At 66.2% G+C, this 21,359-nt stretch carries 20 protein-coding genes and 1 other RNA gene; 6 read left to right on the top strand and 15 right to left on the bottom strand.

Features of this window, described 5'->3' with window-relative positions; all coding sequences use genetic code 11:
* Window positions 1-78: 78 nt before the first annotated feature.
* Window positions 79-909 (top strand): CheR family methyltransferase, encoded by an 831-nt coding sequence (locus ACQZF9_RS03815; protein WP_428311943.1) that lies wholly within the window; start codon window positions 79-81, stop codon window positions 907-909.
* Window positions 910-1,009: 100 nt separating this feature from the next.
* Entirely contained in the window at window positions 1,010-2,059 is a 1,050-nt protein-coding gene (locus tag ACQZF9_RS03820) for a diguanylate cyclase domain-containing protein (protein ID WP_428311944.1), read from the top strand.
* Between the two features lie 115 nt (window positions 2,060-2,174).
* Here the strand turns inward: ACQZF9_RS03820 and metW are convergent, their stop codons facing one another.
* From metW to proC, 4 genes are read right to left on the bottom strand one after another with little or no spacing between them, the layout of a single operon-like run.
* Complete coding sequence (gene metW, locus ACQZF9_RS03825) at window positions 2,175-2,774, bottom strand: methionine biosynthesis protein MetW (RefSeq protein ID WP_428313359.1); 600 nt, start codon at window positions 2,772-2,774, stop codon at window positions 2,175-2,177.
* A 5-nt stretch (window positions 2,775-2,779) separates the two neighbouring features.
* Window positions 2,780-3,925, bottom strand: a complete 1,146-nt coding sequence (metX, locus tag ACQZF9_RS03830; protein WP_428311945.1) for a homoserine O-succinyltransferase MetX — start codon at window positions 3,923-3,925, stop codon at window positions 2,780-2,782.
* Between the two features lie 13 nt (window positions 3,926-3,938).
* Window positions 3,939-4,502 carry a YggT family protein gene (locus tag ACQZF9_RS03835; protein ID WP_428311946.1) on the bottom strand — a complete coding sequence of 188 codons (564 nt, stop codon included), beginning with the start codon at window positions 4,500-4,502 and terminating at the stop codon, window positions 3,939-3,941.
* 13 nt (window positions 4,503-4,515) lie between these two features.
* Window positions 4,516-5,340, bottom strand: a complete 825-nt coding sequence (proC, locus tag ACQZF9_RS03840) for a pyrroline-5-carboxylate reductase (protein WP_428311947.1) — start codon at window positions 5,338-5,340, stop codon at window positions 4,516-4,518.
* 199 nt (window positions 5,341-5,539) lie between these two features.
* Here proC and ilvA point away from each other — a divergent pair, with 199 nt between their 5' ends.
* Both ilvA and ACQZF9_RS03850 read left to right on the top strand, forming a co-directional pair.
* Window positions 5,540-7,081, top strand: a complete 1,542-nt coding sequence (ilvA, locus tag ACQZF9_RS03845) for a threonine ammonia-lyase, biosynthetic (RefSeq protein ID WP_428313360.1) — start codon at window positions 5,540-5,542, stop codon at window positions 7,079-7,081.
* A gap of 33 nt (window positions 7,082-7,114) precedes the next feature.
* On the top strand, window positions 7,115-7,753 hold the full coding sequence (locus ACQZF9_RS03850) for a hypothetical protein (protein WP_428311948.1): 639 nt from the start codon (window positions 7,115-7,117) through the stop codon (window positions 7,751-7,753).
* A gap of 142 nt (window positions 7,754-7,895) precedes the next feature.
* Here ACQZF9_RS03850 and ACQZF9_RS03855 read toward each other — a convergent pair whose 3' ends face one another.
* From ACQZF9_RS03855 to sohB, 9 genes are all read right to left on the bottom strand, one after another.
* Complete coding sequence (locus tag ACQZF9_RS03855) at window positions 7,896-8,384, bottom strand: EVE domain-containing protein (protein ID WP_428311949.1); 489 nt, start codon at window positions 8,382-8,384, stop codon at window positions 7,896-7,898.
* Entirely contained in the window at window positions 8,381-8,932 is a 552-nt protein-coding gene (locus tag ACQZF9_RS03860; protein ID WP_428311950.1) for a 5-formyltetrahydrofolate cyclo-ligase, read from the bottom strand. The genes ACQZF9_RS03855 and ACQZF9_RS03860 overlap by 4 nt, the downstream gene beginning before the upstream one ends.
* Before the next feature lie 49 nt (window positions 8,933-8,981).
* A non-coding RNA gene (gene ssrS, locus ACQZF9_RS03865) (6S RNA) lies at window positions 8,982-9,164 on the bottom strand.
* Window positions 9,165-9,254: 90 nt separating this feature from the next.
* Entirely contained in the window at window positions 9,255-9,590 is a 336-nt protein-coding gene (locus tag ACQZF9_RS03870) for a cell division protein ZapA (RefSeq protein WP_428311951.1), read from the bottom strand.
* Entirely contained in the window at window positions 9,587-9,781 is a 195-nt protein-coding gene (locus ACQZF9_RS03875) for a hypothetical protein (RefSeq protein WP_072898826.1), read from the bottom strand. Before ACQZF9_RS03875 ends, ACQZF9_RS03870 begins: the two co-directional genes overlap by 4 nt.
* A 108-nt stretch (window positions 9,782-9,889) precedes the next feature.
* Window positions 9,890-11,281 carry a DegQ family serine endoprotease gene (locus ACQZF9_RS03880; protein WP_428313361.1) on the bottom strand — a complete coding sequence of 464 codons (1,392 nt, stop codon included), beginning with the start codon at window positions 11,279-11,281 and terminating at the stop codon, window positions 9,890-9,892.
* A 182-nt stretch (window positions 11,282-11,463) separates the two neighbouring features.
* Window positions 11,464-12,096, bottom strand: a complete 633-nt coding sequence (locus ACQZF9_RS03885; protein ID WP_428311952.1) for a YbhB/YbcL family Raf kinase inhibitor-like protein — start codon at window positions 12,094-12,096, stop codon at window positions 11,464-11,466.
* 174 nt (window positions 12,097-12,270) lie between these two features.
* Window positions 12,271-14,694, bottom strand: coding sequence for a DUF1302 domain-containing protein (locus ACQZF9_RS03890; RefSeq protein WP_428311953.1), 2,424 nt, complete (start codon window positions 14,692-14,694; stop codon window positions 12,271-12,273).
* A 173-nt stretch (window positions 14,695-14,867) separates the two neighbouring features.
* Window positions 14,868-15,899, bottom strand: a complete 1,032-nt coding sequence (gene sohB, locus ACQZF9_RS03895; RefSeq protein ID WP_428311954.1) for a protease SohB — start codon at window positions 15,897-15,899, stop codon at window positions 14,868-14,870.
* A gap of 222 nt (window positions 15,900-16,121) precedes the next feature.
* Between sohB and ACQZF9_RS03900 the strand changes: the two genes are divergently transcribed.
* Both ACQZF9_RS03900 and ACQZF9_RS03905 read left to right on the top strand, forming a co-directional pair.
* Window positions 16,122-17,219, top strand: a complete 1,098-nt coding sequence (locus ACQZF9_RS03900) for an OmpA family protein (RefSeq protein ID WP_428311955.1) — start codon at window positions 16,122-16,124, stop codon at window positions 17,217-17,219.
* 248 nt (window positions 17,220-17,467) lie between these two features.
* Window positions 17,468-18,409: an OmpA family protein gene (locus ACQZF9_RS03905; RefSeq protein ID WP_428311956.1), complete on the top strand. Its 942-nt coding sequence runs from the start codon at window positions 17,468-17,470 to the stop codon at window positions 18,407-18,409.
* 12 nt (window positions 18,410-18,421) lie between these two features.
* Here ACQZF9_RS03905 and hemH read toward each other — a convergent pair whose 3' ends face one another.
* Together hemH and ACQZF9_RS03915 are read right to left on the bottom strand one after the other, a co-directional pair.
* Window positions 18,422-19,546 carry a ferrochelatase gene (gene hemH / locus ACQZF9_RS03910; RefSeq protein WP_428311957.1) on the bottom strand — a complete coding sequence of 375 codons (1,125 nt, stop codon included), beginning with the start codon at window positions 19,544-19,546 and terminating at the stop codon, window positions 18,422-18,424.
* Between the two features lie 139 nt (window positions 19,547-19,685).
* Entirely contained in the window at window positions 19,686-21,356 is a 1,671-nt protein-coding gene (locus tag ACQZF9_RS03915; protein WP_428311958.1) for an alanine/glycine:cation symporter family protein, read from the bottom strand.
* Window positions 21,357-21,359: the final 3 nt, after the last annotated feature.

Here is a 21,359-nt window from a genome sequence, read left to right on the forward strand (position 1 = left end):
GGCCGTCCATCGCGCGCTCGCATCACTGGATTCCCGCTTTCGCGGGAATGACGATATTGGGCAGAGACTGAGCTCCCGATGGACCTGCACCAGCGCGAGAACATCGAGATCGAGCTGTTCATGCAGGCGCTGAAGGCGCGTCACGGCTACGACTTCGCCGGCTACGCGCAGGCCTCGTTCGGTCGCCGGGTGCGTGCGCTGATGCAGTCCGCCGGCGCGGCGACGATCAGCTCGCTGACCGAGCGCCTGATTCACGACGAGGCCTTTCTGCCCGAGGTCATCGGCAAGCTGTCGGTGCCGGTGTCGGAGATGTTCCGCAATCCGCTGGTGTTCGATCTGCTGCGCCGCGAGGTGTTGCCGGTGCTGGCCAGCTATCCGCAGATCAACATCTGGCAGGCCGGCTGTGCGCATGGCGAAGAGGCCTATTCGATCGCGATCCTGCTGAAGGAGGCCGGCCTGTATGCACGCGCGCGCATCTACGCCACCGACATCAGCGACGTCGCGCTGCAGGTCGCGCGCGAGGGCATTTACCCGCTGCGCGAGGCCAAGCTGTTTTCATCGAACTACCTGCAGGCCGGCGGCACCGGCTCGCTGGCCGACTGGTACACCGCCGCCTACAACCACATCAAGCTCGACGTGTCGCTGGCCGAGCGCATCACCTTTGCCAACCACAATCTGGCCGCGGACGGCGTGTTCGGCGAGATGCACCTGATCCTGTGCCGCAATGTGCTGATCTATTTCGGCGAAGAGCTGCAGCAGCGCGCGCTGGGCCTGTTCCGCGACAGCTTGGTGCGCGGCGGCTTCCTGTGCCTGGGCGACCGCGAGCGGCCGTCGGAGCTGCGTTTCGCCGAGGACTTTCGTGCAATCGACGCAGGCGCCAGCGTCTTCCGGCGTTTCGCGTCGCGCTGATAAGCTGTAAGCCGATACTGTCAGATGTACTGCTTTATTTCCTACACCAGGGCTGGACAAACGTTGGCCTGCTGCCGCCGCCCCTGAACAATACGACGCAATGGAAGAACGACTTCAATCGGCAGTGCTGCCGGCCCAGACCCTGCCGCGGCCGAAGATCCTGGTCGTCGACGACACGCCGGCCAACCTGGTGGCGATGCGGCGGCTGCTGTCCAAGATCGACGCCGAGCTGGTCATGGTCTCGTCCGGCAACGACGCGCTGGCCGCCTGCCTGGACCACGAGTTCGCGCTGATCCTGCTCGACGTGCAGATGCCGGACATCGACGGCTTCGAGGTCGCCGGCCTGCTGTCGGGCGAGGCGCGAACCGCGGATACGCCGATCATCTTCGTCACCGCCGCGTTCTCCGACGACGTCAACCGCCTGCGCGGCTATCACTTCGGCGCGGTTGACTACATCGCCAAGCCGATCAACGACGTGATCCTGCAATCCAAGGTGCGGGTGTTTCTCGATCTGTATCGCGGCCGCCAGGAATTGCAGATGCTGGTCGCCGAACTCGATGGCCGCAACCGCCAGCTCGAAATCGAAATCACCGAGCGCAGGCGTGCCGAGCAGGAAGTGCGGCATCGCGCCACGCACGACGCGCTGACCGAGCTGCCGAATCGCGCGCTGTTCATGGATCGCGTCGAGCAGGCGCTGCAGCGCGCCGATCGCCAGCGCAGCCATGTCGGCCTGCTGTACCTGGACATCGACGGTTTCAAGCCGGTCAACGACAAGCTCGGCCACCACGCCGGCGACGTGCTGCTGCAGCAGATCGCGCATCGGCTGCGCGGCGCGATCCGCAAGTCCGACACGGTCGCGCGCCTCGGCGGCGACGAGTTCGCGGTGGTCATGGAAGACGCCGTCGAAGGTCCGCAAGCGGCGCAGCAGCTCGGCGAAAAACTGCTGGAAGTGCTGGCCGCGCCTTATGCGCTGGACCTCGGTCTGGCCGTGCCGGTGCCGGTCAACATCGGATCGAGCATCGGCGTGGCGATATTCCCCGACGATTGCCGCGGCGCCACCGACCGCCGCGAAGCGCTGATCCGCGCGGCCGACGCGGCGATGTATGCGGCCAAGCAGTCGGGGAAAAATCGCGTGCTGCTGGCTTCGTGATTTTTCCCTTCTCCCGCCGGGAGATGGTGCCCCAAAGGAGCGGATGAGGGAGGCTCAGTTTCGCGGTGTCTCGGACACCCTCACCCCGGCCCTCTCCCGCAGGGAGAGGGAGCTTTCAGCCGCCGGCGCGGCCCTGCAGCTGGTACAGCGCGATCTCCGAAAACAGGCTCGGCGCCAGCCTGATCGACCAGCCTTCCTTGTGCGCGCGGTTCAGCAGCCGGCGTTCGTGCACCTGCCAGCCGCGCGTCGCGCACAGCGCTTCGAAATCGTCGACGGTGCACAGGTGAATGTTGGCGGTGTCGTACCAAGCCGAGGGCAGCGACTTGGTCACCGGCATGCGGCCATTCATCAGTGCCATGCGCACGCGCCAGTGGCCAAAGTTCGGGAAGGTGACGATGGCGGTGCGGCCGACGCGCAGGATTTCTTCGATCGCCTCGTCGGGCCGCTGCAGCGCCTGCAAGGTCTGCGTCAGCAGCACATAGTCGAACGAGCCGGTCTCGAAATCACGCAGCCCGTCGTCGAGATCGGCCTGGATCACGTTGACACCGCGCTCGATGCAGGCGGCCACATTCGCCGGATCGATCTCCAGGCCGTAGCCGCGCGCCTGGCGATGCTCGGCCAGATAGGCCAGCAGCGAGCCGTCGCCGCAGCCCAGATCGAGCACGCGCGCGCCGGGCTCGATCCATTCCGCGATCAGCGCGAGGTCCGCACGCAGCGCGCTCATGTGCCGACTTCCTCGGCAACGCGCGCCAGGTAATTGCGCAGTGTCAGGTGATAGTCCGGCAGCGGCATCAGGAAGTCGTCGTGGCCGAGTGCCGATTCGATCAGTGCGTAAGAAACATCGCGACCGGCGTCGACCAGAGCCTTGACGATTTCACGCGAACGGGCGGGTGAAAAGCGCCAGTCGCTGGAGAACGCGATCACCAGGAAACGCGCCTGCGCCTGCTGGAACGCGGTCACCAGCGAATCGTCGTAGTCGCGTGCCGGATCGAAATAATCCAGCGCCTTGGTCATCAGCAGATAGGTGTTGGCGTCGAAGCGATCGACGAAGGCCTCACCCTGATAACGCAGATAGCTTTCGACTTCGAACTCGACGTCGAAGTTGAACGAGGGTTGCGGCGCTTTCAGATCGTTGCCGAACTTGGCGCGCATCGCCGCGTCGGACAGATAGGTGATGTGGCCGAGCATGCGCGCCAGGCGCAGGCCGCGGCCCGGCACGACCCCGTGCTCGAAGTAGCGGCCACCGTGAAAATCCGGATCGCTCAGGATCGCCTGGCGCGCGATCTCGTTGAAGGCGATGTTCTGCGCCGAAATCTGCGGCGCCGAGGCGATCACCACGGCATGGCGCACGCGGCGCGGCAGGTCGACGGCCCATTGCATCACCTGCATGCCGCCGAGCGAGCCGCCCACGACGGCCGCCCACCGGGTGATGCCGAGTCTATCGGCCAGCAGGCTCTGCGAGCGCACCCAGTCGCGCACTGTCAGCAGTGGAAAATCCGGGCCCCAGACGCGCCCGGTTTCCGGGTCGACGGTGTTGGGGCCGGTGCTGCCGCGGCAGCCGCCGAGATTGTTCAGCGACACCACGAAGAAGCGGTTCGTGTCGATCGGCTTGCCCGGTCCGATGCAGTTGTCCCACCAGCCGGGCTTGCGCTCGTCGTCATGGAAACCGGCGGCGTGATGGTCGCCCGACAGCGCGTGGCAGATCAGCACCGCATTGCTGTGATCGGCGTTGAGCTTGCCGTAGGTTTCGACCATCAGCTGATGCCGCGGCAGCAGCCGGCCGCAGTCCAGGATCAGCGCCGTGTCGATATCGATCAGCTGCGGAACGACCCGGCCGACCGAGCCTTCAACTGCTTCTGCGGACACTAAAGTCGTCGCTCTAGCCGAGGCCGAAGTAGCCGGGCAGCGGCAGCAGCATGCCGGCCACCTGCAGCAGCAGGATCGCCACCAGTGGCGACAGGTCCAGCCCGGACAGCGGCGGCACGATCTTGCGGATCGGCCGCAGCAGCGGCTCGTTGATGCTGTACAGGATGTTCGCGCTGGGGTTGCTCAGGCCGGGGCCGAACCACGACAGGATCGCGTAGATGATGATGCTGGCGGTGAAGATCGAAATGCCCAGCGAAACGATCTTCAGCACCGAGTACCACAGCGTCGCCAGCAGGCCGATGTGCAGGCTCCAAAGCGAGGCGATGATCTGCACGTAGATGATCGCCAGGATCAGCAGCAGCAGCGAGGCGCCGATGTCGAGCTTGCGCCAGCGCGGCAGCAGGCTGGCGAACGGGCGCAGCACCGGCTGGGTGATCTTCCACACCAGCTGCGAAATCGGGTTGTAGAAATCCGCGCGCACCCACTGCAGCACGATACGCAGCAGCACCGCGCCCATGTACAGGTTGAACAGCGTGTTGATCAGGTAGATCAGGGCATTGGCCGCTTGCGCGCCCATAAGACAGTCTCCGTTATGACGTCGCCGCAGCGGCCAGCTCGTCACCGAGTTCGCGGCTGCGGTTGGCCGCGGCGGCCAGCGCATCTTGGATGATGGGGCGCAGGCCGGCGCTTTCCAGGTGCTGCAGCGCTGCCGCGGTGGTGCCGCCCTTGGAGGTGACGTTGGCGCGCAGCACCGCCACGTCGGTGTCACCGGCATCGACCATCTTTGCCGCGCCGACCAGCGTTCGAGCCGCGAGTTGCGCGGCGACTTCCGGCGACAGGCCGAGCTTGACGCCGGCCTCGCGCATCGCCTCGACCAGCAGGAAGAAGTAGGCCGGGCCCGAGCCGCTGACCGCGGTGACCGCGTCCAGGTCGCTTTCGTGCTCGACCCAGCAGCACTGACCGGCCGCGTCGAGGATCCATTGCGCCAGCTTGCGCGCCGCGTCCGGCGTGCCCTCGGGCGCGTACAAGCCGCTGATGCCGACGCCGTATAGCGCCGGTGTATTCGGCATGCTGCGGACGATGTGCACGCCGCTGCCGAGCGAGGCGCGCAAGGTCTCGACGCGCACGCCGGCGGCGATCGACAGCACCGTCGTGCCCTTGTCCAGCTGCAGCGGCTTGACCGCGGCTACCAGCTGCTGCGGCTTCACCGCCAGCACCACGGCCGCCGCGCCGGCGACGATGTCGCCGCCGGACGCCGCTGTCTGCACGCCGAAGCGTTCACGCAGCGCCGCGGCGCGCGCCGCGTCCGGTTCGGCAACGCGCAGCGCCTGCGGGTCGGCGCCGGCCGCGATCAGGCCGCCGATCAGACTCGTCGCCATATTGCCGCCGCCAATGAAGGCGACCGTGCCAGCCATCGTCTGAGCCATGCGCGGGAATGAGGGACCGATCAGGGAATGGGGAAGGGGAAGCGAAGGGCCGCTATCATAATGAACGCCCGCCCAATCTACGAACCCGCTGCCGGCGCCGCGCCCGGCCAGGGCGCGCTTCTGTGGACCCGACGTGAAAAAGAAAGCCGCACCCGCCGCTGCCGCCAGCTCCGCTGCCCGCAACCGACTGCTGGACCAGTACGCACGCCGCATCGAGCTGGCCGCCACCCGGGTCTACGAGGTTGCGGCCATCAGCCCGCTGGAAGACGCGCCGAAGTTGTCGGCCCGGCTTGGCTGCCGCGTGCTGCTGAAGCGCGAAGACACCCAGCCGGTGCACAGCTTCAAGCTGCGCGGCGCCTACAACAAGATCGCCCAGCTCGACGCCAAGGCGCGGGCGCGCGGCGTGGTCGCGGCCTCGGCCGGCAACCACGCACAAGGGGTAGCGCTGGCTGCTCAGCGGCTCGGCATCGCCGCGTCCATCGTCATGCCCAGGACCACGCCGGCGATCAAGGTCGAGTCGGTACGCAGCCTCGGCGGCAAGGCGATCCTGCACGGCGACGCCTTCGACGACGCCTCGGCGCATGCCAGCGAGCTGGTCGAGCAGCGCGGCATGACCATGGTCCACCCCTACGACGACGTCGACGTGATCGCCGGCCAGGGCACGGTGGCGCGCGAAATCCTGCAACAGCTGGCGCCGCTGGGCGTGGCCCGGCTCGATGCGGTGTTCGTCTGCGTCGGTGGCGGCGGGCTGCTCGCCGGTGTCGCGGCCTGGATCAAGCATCTGAGCCCGACGACCCAGGTCATCAGCGTCGAGCCCGACGATTCCAACTGCATGCAGCAGGCGCTGGCCGCGGGACGCCGCGTGCGGCTGAGCCAGGTCGGGCTGTTCGCCGACGGGGTCGCGGTGCGCCAGGCGGGCGAGGAGACCTTCCGCGTCGCGCGCGAGCTGGTCGACGACTGCATCACCGTCAGCGTCGACGAGATCTGCGCGGCGATCCGCGACATGTTCAACGAGAATCGCGCGGTGCCCGAGCCGGCGGGCGCGCTCGGCATCGCCGGCGTCAAGCGCTGGGCGCAGACGCACGACGTCGCCGGCAAGACCTATTGCGCGATCGTCTCCGGCTCCAACATCAACTTCGATCGATTGCGCCATGTGGCCGAGCGCGCCGAACTCGGCGACGACGCCGAGGCGCTGCTGTCGGTGACCATCCCGGAGAAGCCGGCGAGCTTCAAGCGCTTTCTAAAAGTCATCGGCCGGCGTGCGATCACCGAGTTCAATTACCGCTATTCCTCGCCCAGCCAGGCGCACGTGTTCGTTGGCGTCAAGCTCAGCGCCGGCCTGGCCGAGCGCGACGCGCTGATCCATGCACTGCGCGCCCAGGACTATCCGGTGCTCGACATGTCGGGCAACGAGATGGCCAAGATGCACGTGCGCTTCATGGTCGGCGGCCGCGCGCCGGGCCTGGCCGACGAGCACCTGTTCCGCTTCGAATTCCCGGAGCGCCCCGGTGCGCTGCTGGATTTTCTCGACGCAGTCGGCGGACGCTGGAACATTTCCCTGTTCCACTACCGCAATCACGGCGCCGCCAACGGCCGTGTGCTGTGCGCGCTGCAGCTGCCGCGCGGTCAGCTCGGGGAGTGCCGGCGTTCGCTGGATGAACTCGGCTACGAATATTGGGAAGAAACCGCCAATCCCGCGTACCGGTTATTCTTGGGTACACAGGCTTGAAGCCTGGGGATTCACCACGTCAGGGAGACTGATATGCGTCGTTTGAAGCTGATCGCGTCCGCTGTTGCACCCATTGCCGCGTTCGCCAGCGTGCTGTTCGCGCCGGCCGTGCAGGCGCAGGCCCTGGACGGTTTCGTCGACGTCTACTACTTGCCGTGGACCGAAATCAAGGCCAAGGTCGAGGACGACAACGGCAACTCGGTCAGCAGCAGCACGGACGGCGATGGCTACGGCATCAAGGGCTTGCTGCGGCTCAACGACAACATCGCCTTCGACGGCGAATACCAGAAAGGCAATTACGACGGCGACGCCGACCGCGACAGCTATCGCGCCGGTGCCGGCTATTACTGGCGCTATTTCGGCATTGCTGCTGACTACATCAACGAGTCGGTCGACGACGGCATCAGCAGCGCGGACGCCGACGGCGTCGGCATCTACCTGCGCACTAGCTGGCTGGCGGTCAAAGGCCTGGCCTTCACCGGTGCGATCGGCTACGTGCGCCTGGATCGCGACGGCGACACTTATGACGGCATCGAGTACAACGTCGGCCTCGATGTGCGCATCAACGATTATCTGGGCCTGTTCGCCGACTACCGGTCGACCGATCTGAGCCATAGCAACCTGGATCTGCGCTTGAGCGATGCGCGTGCCGGCGTGCGTTTGGTGTTTTGAGAAAGCCGCAAACACATCCCGTTCGTCCCGAGTAGCGCCGCAGGCGCGTATCGAGGGATCCGGCCGCGGTCCGGTCCCTCGATACGCCTCGCAGGCGAGGCTACTCGGGACGAACGGACTTCGGTTTCTTCTTCAAGGAAAGCTAGGCCTTGATCCCGGCCAGCTTGCACACGTACTTCCAGTGCGCCGCCGTCACCGGCGTCACCGACAGCCGCGTGCCTTTTTCCAGCACTCTGAGTCCCGCCAGCTTGGCCTCGTGCTCGCGCAGCGTGCCCAGCAGCACCGGCGTTTGCAGTTTCTGCACGAACTGCACGTCCACCAGCAGCCAGCGTGGATCTTCCTGGGTCGACTTGGCGTCGTAGTAGTCCGACTTCGGATCGAACTGCGTCGGATCGGGATAGGCGTTGCTGATGATCTTCATCACGCCGTAGATGCCCGGCTCGGGGCAGCTCGAGTGATAGAAGAACGACAGGTCGCCTTCCTTCATCTGGTCCCTGAACATGTTGCGCACCTGGTAGTTGCGCACGCCGTTCCAGGGCTCGATCTGCTTCGGCCGTTTGGCCAGATCGTCGATCGAGAACGTGTCCGGTTCGGACTTCATCAGCCAGTAGGAAGGCATGGTCTTTTTCATAGTGAGTGGGTGAAGCGCAGCAGGCCGCGTTCGGTGCAGACCGCGTGCAGCGGCACGTCCCAGGGATCGGCCGGCAGTGACGCGCATTGCTGCAGCGCATAAGCATAGCCAAGCCGCCAGGGTTTCGGCCGGCCGCGCAGATCGCTGAGAAAACGATCGTAATAGCCGCCGCCGGTGCCGAGGCGACGGCCTTGCAGATCGAAGCCGGTCAGCGGCAGCACGATCGCGTCGAGCTGGCGCGGCCGCGCGTGACTGCGGCCGCAGGGCTCGGCGATGCCGTGACGATTGCGCTGCAGGCGGGTATCGCTGCGCAACTCGATCATGCGCATGTTCGCCGCGCCGATCAGCCGCGGCACATAGACGCGCACACCGCGATCGATCAGGCCGTGAATCAGCGGCTGCGTCGACAACTCGGATTGGTAGTCGATATACACCGCGACGCGGCGCACCTTGCGCGCGAGCAAAGCGCGTAGCGCATGTCGTGCGCATCGCCTGGCTTTTTCGCGGCGCTGATCGCGCGGCAGCGCGACGCGCTGCTGACGCAGCATCCGGCGGAGCGAGCTTTTGTCGATCACCGGATTGACGGAATTAGTAGCGGTGCCTCCCACCTGCGCCGTCATTCGCTCGGTACCTTGAGACGAGGTCTCAAGTGGGTGCCGCAATCCGTTTTTCGGGCTTCCCGCCGACGACGCGGGCCTGCACGCCCAAACAGTTTTGGCTCCCGGGGTTTGCAATTAGGCTCAAGGGGATTAGAGCGATTGTCGAACACGGCAGGAGACACCGCGGACATCATAACACCGCATTCCGACGCCGCCTGAATCGCGTTTGCCGCCGGTCGCCAGTGGCGCCTCGTCCAGCGTTCGATGCGCTTTATTCCAGGGTCAAAGTGGAATCGATGTCGAGACGCATCTGACGCACGCGGGCCAGCGCCGCGTCGTCCGGATGCGCCACCGAGTCCGAGCCTTTGGCCTCGAGCAGTTCGCGCGCGATGTTCAGCGCCGCCATCACCGCGATGCGTTCGGCGCCGAGCGCCTTGCCGCGCTTGCGGATCGCGGTCATGCGCTCGTTGAGGAAATCCGCCGAGGCAACCAGCGCCTCGTGTTCTTCGGCCGGGCACATCACCGTGTATTCGCGGCCCATGATGCGCACGGTGACGCTGCGCGCCTCGCTCTTGCCGTCGTTGCCGAAGGCGACTTTGTCGGTCATGGATCCTGCTCGGTTTCCAGCAGCCGCACGCGCTCGACGATGCCCTCGATGCGCCGGCGCAGTTCGTTGTTCAACGCGACCATGCGGTCGCGCTCCTGCTGCGCGCGGCGTGCTTCCAGACGCGCCTGCCGGTAGGCCGCGGCGAGCCGCTGTATGCGCTGTTCGAGCTGCTCGAGTTCGGCTTCCAGCATGGGGCGACGCCGCGTCAAAAGTGGGTCGGGCCAGTATAGCCGCGCCTAAACGCGAAAAGCCTCCCTGCCGCTATCGGCAGGGAGGCTCGGGTTCGCCTCAGCAGCGGATCAGGAGCGGATGATCAGGAACAGCGCACCGGCGCCGCGCTGGATGTGCAGCAGCAGCTCGGTGGCCTTGGGGCCGGCGAGCTTGCTGAACTGGTCGATCGTGGTCACCGGCTGGCGGTTGACGCTGAGGATCACGTCGTCCGGGCGCAGGCCGGCGTGCGCGGCGGCCGAGCCGACGGCGACGTCCTTGACGAGGATGCCGCCGGTGCGCAGACGCTTGGCGGTGGCTTCGTCGATGGCGACGAACGTCGCGCCGGCCAGCGCCGGATGCAGCTTGCTGGCGTCGGTGCCGGCGCCGTCTTCGGCCGCACTGAGCTCGGTGCTCTTGCCGATGGTCACGGTCACGGTCCTGGGCTTGCCGTTGCGCAGGATGTCGAGATCGACCTTGTCGCCGACCCGCATCAGGCCGACGATGTTGCGCAGCTGCTGGAACGTCGAAATCTCGCGGCCGTTGACCCTGAGCACGATGTCTTCGGATTTCAGGCCGGCTTTCTCCGCCGGCGAGCCCGGCAGGATCTGGTTGATCACCGCGCCGCGCGTGGTCGCCAGGCCGAAGGCCTTGGCCAGTGCCGGGTCCAGATCCTGGCCGCCGATGCCGATGCGGCCGCGCTCGATGGTGCCGTACTGGGTCAGCTGATTCATCACCAGCTTGGCCAGATTGGTCGGGATCGCGAAGCCGATGCCGATGTTGCCGCCGCTGCGCGACAGGATCTGGCTCGGAATGCCGACCAGTTCGCCGCGCAGGTTGACCAGCGCACCGCCGGAATTGCCCGGGTTGATCGAGGCGTCGGTCTGGATGAAGTCCTGGTAGCCGGCGCCCATGCCCTGGCGGCCGAGGCCGCTGACGATGCCCGAGGTCACCGTCGTGCGCAGATTGAACGGCGAGCCGATGGCGACGACGAAGTCGCCGACTTCGAGCTTGTCGGAGTCGGCCATGACCAGCGCCTTCAGGTTGTCCGCCTTGATCTGCAGCAGCGCGATGTCGGTGTCCGGGTCCTTGCCGATCAGTTTGGCGTCGAACTCGCGATCATCGACCAGGCGCACCTTGATCGTGTCGGCCTGATCGACGACATGGTTGTTGGTGAGGATGTAGCCCTTGGCGGCATCGACGATCACGCCGGAGCCGACCGCCTGCGATTCCTGCTCCTGTTGCTGCTCGGGAACGTCGAAGAAGCGGCGGAAGAACGGATCCTGCAGCAGCGGGTTCTGCGCCGAGGACTCGGCCTTGGAAGTGACGGCGATGTTGACCACCGCCGGTGTCGCGCCCCTGAGCATCGGCGCCAGCGACGGCAGGCCCTGCTGCAGTGGCAGGCCGCCTTGTACCTGGGCCTGGGCCGGCAGCGCGGCAAGGGTGGACAGCAGCATCAGCGCCAGCGGCGCAAGACGGTTGATCAGCACGGGTCGGGACATGCGCGGCAATCTCGGCAACGACAATCGAAGGACGGGGGGAGGGAAGACTGGACTCAGAGTCTGTCACGCGCACTCAGACCATGCAGCACCGCGCGAGTTCGCGGCGGCTACCGCCAGGCCGGGTCATTGCCGCTCTCGCGAAATGACCGCTGCTGGCGGCCGACCTAGTTCAGCCGGATCCGCGGATTGAGGCTGTAGCGGCCGGTGATGCTGGCGCTGGCCAGCACGTGCGGCTGGATCGCCGCGAGCACGTCGGACGCGGAGAACGCGCCTTCGACCGGGCAGCGCTCGATGTCCAGCGCAAACACTTCGAAGCGGTAGTGGTGCGGCACGCTGTCGTTCCATGGCGGGCAGGGGCCGTCGTAGCCGTAGTACTGGCCTTCCATGTCGGCGTCGCCCTTGAACCAGCCGGTGTAGTCGTTGATGCCCTGGCGCGAGCCCTCCGGCCCGGCCGGCTGCTGCTTGCCGCGCGCGACCACGCCATTGGAGTACAGGCCTTCTTCGATCGAGCTCAGCGTCGGCGCGATGTCGACCAGCGCCCAGTGCGCGAACGCGGTGCGCGGCAGTTTCAGCGGCACTTCGCGATCTTCCTTATTGACGTCGTCGGCCCGGGTCGGCGCGTCCGGGTCGATGCACAGCAGCACGAAGCTCTTGGTGCCGGCCGGTGCACCGCTCCAGCTCAGCTCGGGATTCAGATTGTCCGACAGGCGCACGCGGCCCTTGGGCGCCTTGATCGCGAAAGCACAGCGGCCGGGGACCACGCCGCCGTCGGGAAAACTTTTGCTCGTCAGTTTCATGCGCTCGTCCTGATTGTCGTTCTGGTTCCTGGGCGTCTGCGTGAAGCAGTGGCGGCATCGCGGCCCGCAATGGCTTGGCTGCGATCCGGCGATTATGAAACACCGCGCCGCGAACCGGCCAGCGAATGCGCGGCGAATCCGCTACGGATCCGCGCATCCGCCGCCGTGAACCGATCAGAACTGGTAGCGCATGCCGACCTGCACGAAGTCGCGATCGGCCAGCAGGTTGTGGCTGCCGCCGCCGAAGAACGCGGTATAGCCCGCCGCCACCGCCATCGCCTGCGACAGACGCACGGTGGTGCTGACGATCACCGACTTGCGGCCTTCGACGAAGTTTTCGCCCGGGCCCGGCGATACACCGCTGACGTCCTGCGACCAGATGATGGTCGGCTCGACGCCGATGCCGGGCAGCACGTTCTCGTAGCGCAGCAGCGCGATCACGCGATAACCCCAGGAGAAATCGGTGACGAAGCCCTTGGTGGTCTGGGTCGGATTGAAGCGGATGCCGGAGGGGCCGATCACGGCCGAGTTCGACTGCGCCGAACCGTCCGCGCCGGTGCCGTCGGCGCCGGCGCCGGCCGAGGTGAAGGTGCCCGGGCCTTCGATCTGCAGCTTGCTGGTCGACGGCAGGTCGAAGATCTGGCTGGCGCCGAATTCGCCGATCAGGATGATCTGGTTGGCGAACAACCAGTTCTCCGGCCCGATCACGTTGGTCACGCCGAGGTTGTAGTTCGCGGTCTTGAACTTCTCCCAGCCGCGGATGTACTGGCCGGGTGCGTAACCCAGCGGGTCCTGGCCGCGATACGCGGATACGAAGTCCGGTACGCCGTAGCGCGCGCCCGGCAGCTGCGCGATGGTGCCGGCACCGGCCAGCAGCGCCGGCACGCCGGGCAGATCGCCGGCCAGGCCGAAGTCGTAGCTGTCGCCCTGGGCACCGGTGCCGTTGCCGCGCGGGAAGATGTTCTGCAGCGCGGCGAAGGCCAGATCGGTGTCGTCGACCTGCAGCGGCTGGTTCGGCCGGTAGGCAACTTCGCCCTGCAGCGAAATGTCGCCGAACGCGGTATTGAAGCTGAAGCCGTAGAGGTCGATGTTCTCCGGATATTCCAGCCGCGCCTTGACCGTGTCGAGCACGAAGGCATCGCCGGTGGCGGCGACGTTCTGGTCGCGCACCGCCGGCGCGACCGCGCCGGGCAGCGCGTTGGTCACGAACAGCGTCGTGTCCAGACCCTGGCAGGCGCCCATCACGCCGAGGGTGTCCTGCAAGGTCTTGGTCGGGCCGACCGCGGCCGGCTGCAGCGCGTCGGGGCCGGACAGGCAGCCGTAGTCGCCTTCATAGAAGCTCAGGTACGGCAGGCGGCTGTGATAGCGCCCGGCGTACAGCGCCAGCTCGGTGCCGCTGTTGAGCCACTCGGCGTAGTACTTCAGCGAAATGCCGAACTGGCCGCTGTTCTTGGCGCGGTTCTCCGGCAGCAGCTCGATCGTGCCCGAGGTTTCGGTGATCGCCGACAGCATGATCTGGTCGGGCAGCGCGAGGCGGTCCGGATCCTCGGCGGTCTTGCCGAAGTCCAGGAAGATGTAGTCGCGCTGGTTGTCCGAGCCGACGTCGACGGTCGACAGGTACGAACCCGCCGGCGGAATTTCCGCCGGCTTCCAGGCGTACTGGTAGAAGGCCTCGACGGTGACGTTCTCGAACAGGCTGGTCGACACCATCAGCGCCGGCGTCGGCTCCAGCACTTCGGCGATATCGAGGAAAGCCGGGCGATACAGCGAGTTCACGTTGGGTGTCGAGAACGAATTCAGGCTGCCGACCACCAGCAGGGTGCTCTCGCCCCAGTTGATGTTCTGGCTGCCGAGCTTGACGGTGAGGTCGCGGTCTTCGCCCAGCGGGAACGAGGTCGAGATGTAGGCGTCGAGCAGCCTCGCGCCGACGCCGATCTGGTTTTCGGTGGTGCCGTTGCGCGGGCGCTTGTTGGCCTCGCCGATGCCGCGGCGGATCTGGTTGGCGCCGCTGGTGGTGTTGGCGGTCTGGATATTGTTGTTGAAGTCCTGGCGGTTGTGGTTCTCGGCGTCGTAGAAACCATAACCGCGCACGAACAGGTCGAAGCCGCGGTAATGCGCGGTGATGTCCATCGCCAGCTTGCCTACGGCCTGGGTCAGGTCGCCCTTGTCGTAGTTCATGTTGCCGTCGTCGTTGTTGTTCGAGAACTGGCCGGGCGCGTCGACCGCGACCTGGTTGGCGCTCGAACCTTCACCGATGACGCTGTTGAGCCCGAGCAGTGCGTGCGAGGGATCGGCGTAGTCCAGATGGCCCTGGCACGAGGTGCCGGCACCGTTGGGCGCGACCGGGCAGAAGTTCGGATTGACCTTGTTCTTGGCGATCAGGTCGTTCGAGCGGTTTTCGACACGCCACTGCGCGCCGACGCTCAGATTGGTGTTGATGATGCCGTTGAACGACTCGTCGGCGAGCTCGAAGTCGAACGGGGTCGCCAGCGCCGGCATCGGCGCGGCCAGTGTGCCGGCGAGCAGTAGCGCCTGGAGGCGACGGGTCCGCGAGATGACGGGCAGGAGCGGGCGCAGGCCGCCTTGTGCGTGGTGCATCGGGTTCTCCTCTTCGATCTATTTTTTATTGATGACGCAACGGCGCGAGCCGCCGGGCTTTCCCCAGCCCGAATGACCACAGGCTACCAAGCCCTCGCGCGGACCGATAGCGTTTTTCCTACGTCGCGCGATGGTTTTATTAGACGGCGCCGCGCAGGCCGGGCGCGGCCTGTTTACAGCGGGCGCATCATCTCGCCGTGAGTGGCGCGGCGCAGGCTCGCGGCGAGCCGCGTCAGGCTGTCGCCGAGGCGTTCGCTGAGCGGCTTGCGGCGGCGGTAGTGCAGCTCGTAGACGTCGGCGTCCTGGGTGCGGCCCAGCAGGTAATCGTCGGAGGTGGCGATGCGGTCGACCAGCTTCAGCTCCAGCGCCTGGCTGCCGAACCAGTGTTCGCCGGTGGCGACCCTGGCCAGGTCCAGCCCCGGCCGGTTGTCGGCGACGAAGCGTTTGAAAAGGTCGTGGGTCTGCTGGATTTCCTCGCGGAACTTGGCGCGGCCGGCCTCGGTGTTCTCGCCGAACATCGTCAAGGTACGCTTGTAGTCGCCGGCGGTATGCAGCTCCAGGTCGATGTCGTGCTTGCGCAGCAGGCGGTTGAAGTTCGGAATTTGCGCCACCACGCCGATCGAGCCGACGATCGCGAACGGCGCGGCGATCACCTGGTCGGCAACGCAGGCCATCATGTAGCCGCCGCTGGCGGCGACCTTGTCGACCGCGACGGTCAGCTTGAGCCGGCGCTGGCGCAGCCGCACCAGTTGGGACGAGGCCAGTCCATAGGAGTGCACCAGACCGCCGCCGCTCTCCAGGCGCAGCAGCACCTCGTCGTCGTCGCGCGCCACCTGCAGCAGCGCGCTGATCTCCTCGCGCAGGCTGGATACGGCCGAGGCCTGGATGTCGCCGTCGAAATCCAGCACGAAAACGCGCGGCTTCGGCGGCGGCGGTGCCTTTTTGTTCTGCTTGGCCTCACGTTTGCGGGCCTTCTTCTGCTCGGCCGTGCTTTTTTTCAGGTCGGCCGCCGCGAGCAGCTCTTCGTTGAGCCCCTCGGCCAGCTCGCGCAGCCGCTCGTTGACGTTCTTGATTTCCAGCCGGTTGCCGGTCTGTTGCTTGGCAGAACGCAGTAAGCTGAGGATTCCAGCCAGTAACAGCAGAATGGCCGCAACCCAGGTCACGGTTTTTGCAAGAAAGAGCCCGTACTGGGCCAGAAACTGCATCACAGTTTGAACTCCGGAGGAAACCGACGGCATCGGCGCGAGCAGCCAAGCCCGCGCGTTCAGTCGCGGTTTGGGCGGAAGTGGCAATGTTGCAAAGCGGAAGAAATGGGAAAAAAGGGGTTTGAGACTTGCCGAGTCTCATTCAGCTTCGCCTATAATAGCCGCGCGGTAAAAAAGGCTTGGCCAAAAGCTGTTCCGCTTTGCTTGAAGGGAGTTTATTGAATGAAGAGAATTATCCGGGCAGGTCTGCTTGTCGGACTGCTGTCCATCGCATCCACCGGCCATGCTGCAGGTTCGGTCACGGACTCGCCGTACGAGATGCGTCCGTACATTTCCGAGCTGTTTACCTACACTTTCGAGAACAACGACCGCGTCGGAGTCGATTCCGGCAAGGGCGGCGAACTCGCCTTCGGCAACTCGTTCAACGAGCACTGGGGCTGGGAAGTCGGCGCGTTCTACACCACGTTCCCGCATGACGACAACCCCGGCTCGATCGCTCAGCTCGAGTACGGCGGCAAGATCAATGCGATGTACTTCTACAGCCGCAACCCGTCGTTCTCGCCGTATTTCGCGGTCGGCGCTGGCGCCGTGCACAGCGAAACGCGCAATCCGGGCAAGAACGCCCACGTCGGCGATGGACTTGCCGATGCCGGCGTCGGCTTCATCAAGTACTTCACGCTCTGGAACGCCGACCTCGGCTTCCGCGCCGACCTGCGTTATCGCCACATCTTCATCACCGATGATTGGCCCGGTATCGACGGCAAGAGCAACCTGGGCGAAGCCGTGCTGAAGTTCGGCCTGGTGATTCCGCTCGGCAAGCGCGCCGAACCGGATGCACCGCCGCCGGTGGCAGCTGCCTGCGCCGACAGCGATGGCGACGGCGTCTGCGATACCGCCGACCTGTGCCCGGGCACTGCGGCCGGGACCGCCGTCGATGCCAAGGGATGCCCGAAGGAAGCCGCTGACGGCGCCAAGAAGAAGTTCGACGACGTGCACTTCGCGTTCGACAAGTCCGACTTGGCCGATTCCGAGAAAGCCAAGCTGGATGAAGACGCCAACGTGATCGGCGGTCTGAGCAAGAAGTACCCGAGCCTCAAGGTCGACGTTTCCGGTCACACCGACTGGGTCGGCACCGACGGCTACAACCAGGGTCTGTCCGAGCGTCGCGCCAACAGCGTGAAGAGCTACCTGGTCCGCAAGGGCGTCGATGGTGGTCGCATCAACACCTATGCCTTCGGCGAGTCCAAGCCGATTGCGACCAACGACACCGCGGAAGGCCGCGCCCTGAATCGTCGCGCCGAGATCCAGACGCACGAGTAAGCTGCAAGGCTTCAATCAACCCGCCGGTGATCCCGGCGGGTTTTTTTTTGCGCCGCGGCGGCTGAACGGTCGTGCCTACAGGCCGTAAGAACTTGGCCGGTGACGCCGATCCCCGCTAACCTGCGGGCTCGCGCCTGGATAAAACAAAAAACGGCGAAGGCATGCGGCAACATCGGGCAAACCAGAATCCGCTGCACCGTGCCAGGCCGGGCTTTTGCGCCGCCTTGGCGGTGCTGGCGGCCGTCTCTTTGAATATCGCTGCCGTGCAGGCGCGCACGCCGATCGTCGATGGCGATGCCGATGGCGTCGACGATGCCGTCGATCAGTGCCTGTACACGCCGCCGCAGGCGACGGTCGATGCGCGGGGCTGCTCGGCGCAGACCGATCAGGATGGCGACGGCGTTGCCGATACCGTCGACGACTGCCCCTACACCACGGCCGGCGCCGAAGTGGACGCCCGTGGCTGCGCGCTGGACGACGATTTCGACGGCGTCGCCAACGGGCTCGACGCCTGCCTGGGCACCGAACTCGGCGCGGTGGTCGATACCCGGGGCTGCGCCAGCGGGCAGATCGCCCAGGCGATCACGCCGAAGCCGCGCTCGCTGCCTCCGGCCACGGTGCTGCCGGCGAAGCCAACACCGTCGGTGATCCCCGCGGCGCCGAGCGGGCCGGCGCCCGCTAGCGCACCGCCGCCAGCCGTGGCGACGTCTGACTCTGCATCTGCATCTGCGCCCGCAACGGCGGCTGCAATCCAGTCGCGGGCGCCGGTCAGAATCGTGATTCCGGCCCCACTGCCGGCTGCGCCTCCAGCGGCTGCTGCGACGCCAAGTACCTCGGTCAAGCCATCGGCGACGGCGGCACCGAACCCGGCGGCCCTGCTGAGCCTGTCGTTCGGGTCACAGAACAACAACATCGGTCCGGCGGCGATGGCCAAGATCGACAAGGCCTTGCCGGCGCTGCGTGCTGCGCTGGCGTCTCAGCGCCAGGGCGTGCTGCTGGTCGAGGGCTTTGCCGATACTGAGAGCGACGGCGACGCGGCGGACACGGTGGCGCGCTCGCGCGCCAACATGTTGCGGCGGGTGCTGGAGCAGAAGGGCATCGATGGCAAGCGTCTGCGCAGCGTCGGCCATCAAGCGGTCGATGCCGGCACCGAATTCCGCCGCGCCGATGTGATGCTCGAAGCGGAGTAGGTCGCGGTCGGCTCAGGCCGGCCGGTCGAGCAAGGTCGGCGACATCATCTGCGTTTCGGCCGCTTTGGCGCGTGCCACGCGCAGGGCGTCATCGCCATCCGCAGCTGGCAGCCAGCCTTGCAGGTGGCGTTCGATCATCTGCCCCAGCGCATCGATGTGCGCCGGGCTGGCGTTCAACGCCGGCACGTAGCGGAAGCTCTTGCCTCCCGCGTTGATGAAATCGTCGCGGTAACGCAAGGCCACTTCTTCCAGCGTTTCCAGGCAATCCGAGGCGAAGCCCGGGCAGATCACATCCAGCGAACCGACGCCGCTGCGCGCCAGCTGCGGAATCACCACGTCGGTATACGGCTGCAGCCAGGGTTGCTTGCCGAGGCGGCTCTGGTAGCTGACCGAGTAGCGGCCCTTGTCCAGCTGTAGCGCGTCCGTCAGCAGCCGCGCGGTCTTCTCGCAGAAACAGTAGTAAGGATCGCCGGACAGCAGGTACTGGCGCGGGATCGAGTGAAAGGAAATCAGCAGGTGATCGGCGCGGCCGTGTGCGTCCCAGTGCGAACGCAGGCTCTGCGCGAGCGCGGCGATCCACGCGGACTCGTCGTGATAGCTGTTGATCGTGCGGACTTCCGGCATCCAGCGCCGTGTCTGCAGCGCGCGGAACACCGCGTCCAGCGCCGCCGCGGTGCTGCTCGCCGAATACTGCGGGTACAGCGGCAACACCAGGATGCGGCGCACGTTCTGCGCTTCGAGTTCGGCCAGCGCGCTGTCGACACCGGGCTTGCCGTAGGTCATGCCGAGCGCGACCGGCACATCCTGGCCGAGTCGCTGCGCGAGCCAGCCGCGCAGGCCGTCGCGCTGCTGTTGCGAGTGATGCAGCAGCGGCGAGCCCTCCGGCCCGGGTGTCATCCAGATACTGGCGTAGCTGTGCGCGAGCCGGCGCGGACGCAGCGGCAGGATGAAGGCATAGAGGATCGTCAGCCACAGCGCGCGCGGCAGCTCGACCACGCGGCGGTCCGACAGGAACGGCTTCAGATAGCGGCGGATCGCGCCCGGAGTCGGGGCTTCCGGCGTGCCCAGGTTCAGCAGCAGCACACCGGTTTTCGGTGGCGCGCTGTGGCGCCGCTCGATCAAATCGCTTGCGGACATCGGCTCGCCTGGTTGTGTGAGGGCCATCGCGCCGGCTTCGAGCCGGCGGATCATCTGCCCATGATAAAGCGCGTACAGCGGCGAGGCGATTCGTAGCCCGGGTGAAACCCGGGTTGCGCCCGGGCTCCAGCAGCGAAAACTACTTCAGCGCGATCTGACCGCCTTTCAGGCGACGGAAATAGTCGTGATACGCGCGCATCGCCCGGCTGCCGAGAATGACCAGCAGCGGCAGGTTGATCGCGTACATGAAGCCCATGCCGATGGTGCTGATGGTGTCGAGCTGGCCCGAAGTCTTGATGAAGCCGAAGCAGGCCGCCGCCGCGGCGAAGCACCAGACCCAGCGGAACGGCATCACCGCGCGTTCGCCGAACAGATAGATCACGCCCTGCTCGCCGTAATAGCCGTAGCTGATGATGCAGCTCAGGCCGAACACCCACACCGCGATCGTGATCAGCCAGCGGCCGAGGCCGTCGTGCACGGTGTCGAAGCCCTTGGCGACCAGGGTCGAGCCGCGAAAATCGGCGAACACGCCGGGTTCGACCAGCTTCGGCGCCTCGACGCTCGCCATCGGCTGCCACTCGAAACGGCTGCCGCTGCTGTCGGTGTTGTAGCTGCCGTAAAGCCGCTTGCGCTCGCCGCCGGACTCGACGACGACGAACACCGGCGAGCCGGCGTTGTTGACCTTCAGCGTGTTGTCGCGCAACTCCAGCTGCGACGGCAGCAACCGCGGCTGCCAGTGGCCCGGCGCGCTTTCCACCAGCGCCGGCGGCTCGCTCCAGGTCGCGGCCGGCGGGCGGTTCCAGACGCCGGTGATCAGCACGACCAAGGCGGTGACGGTGCAGACGAAGATCGTGTCGATGAAGGGCTCGAGCCCGGCGACCACGCCCTCGGTGACCGGCTCCGGCGTTTTCACCGCCGCATGCGCGATCGGTGCCGTGCCGAGGCCGGATTCGCTGGAAAACAGCGCGCGCTTCATGCCCCACATGAACGCCGTGCCGAGCGTGCCGCCGGTGAAAGCGCCGACGCCGTCGGTCTTAGAAAACGCGCCGGCGAAAATCATCCGGAAGCATTCGGGCAGCGCGTCGGCGTGGGTGATGATCACGTAAAGCCCGCACAGTACGTAGACGCCGCATTTGAATGGCACCAGGGTCTTGGTGACGTTGCCGATGCGCTTGATGCCGCCGAGGATCACCACGCCGGCGCAGACCGCGAGAATCACGCCGGTAATCCAGGTCGGTACACCGAAGTACTCACGCGTGGTGTCGGCGACACTCCAGGTCTGGAACATGTTGCCGCCGGTGAACGCGAAGATCATCAGCGACACCGCGAACAGGCCGCCGACGATGCGGCCGAACGGTTTCAATCTGGGCGAGATCGTCGCCAGGCCGTCGCGCGCCACGTACATCGCGCCGCCGTGCGGGTTCTCGGCCTCGCGCGTGTCGCGGAACAGCAGCGACAAGGTCACCTCGGTGGTCTTCAGCGACATGCCGACCAGGCCGACGACCCACATCCAGAACACCGCGCCGGGGCCGCCGAAATCCACTGCGATCGCCATGCCGGCAATCGCGCCCAGGCCCACCGTGCCGGACATCGCCGCGGTCAGCGCCTGGAAATGCGTCAACGCTCCGGGGCCGTGCGAGGTGTCGATGCCCTTGCCGGCGACCAGCGCGACGCCGTGCGTCAGAGAGCGGTATTGCGAGAAGCCGCTCCAGATCGTGAACAGCAGGCCGATGCCGAGCAGCGCCAGCAACACCGGCACGCTGAGCAGCACGCCATTGATGGCGTCGAGTACCGCGAAGAAAGCATCCATTGC

Origin of the sequence: Hydrocarboniphaga sp., assembly GCF_965279055.1 — a bacterium.
Taxonomy (GTDB): Bacteria; Pseudomonadota; Gammaproteobacteria; order Nevskiales; family Nevskiaceae; genus Hydrocarboniphaga.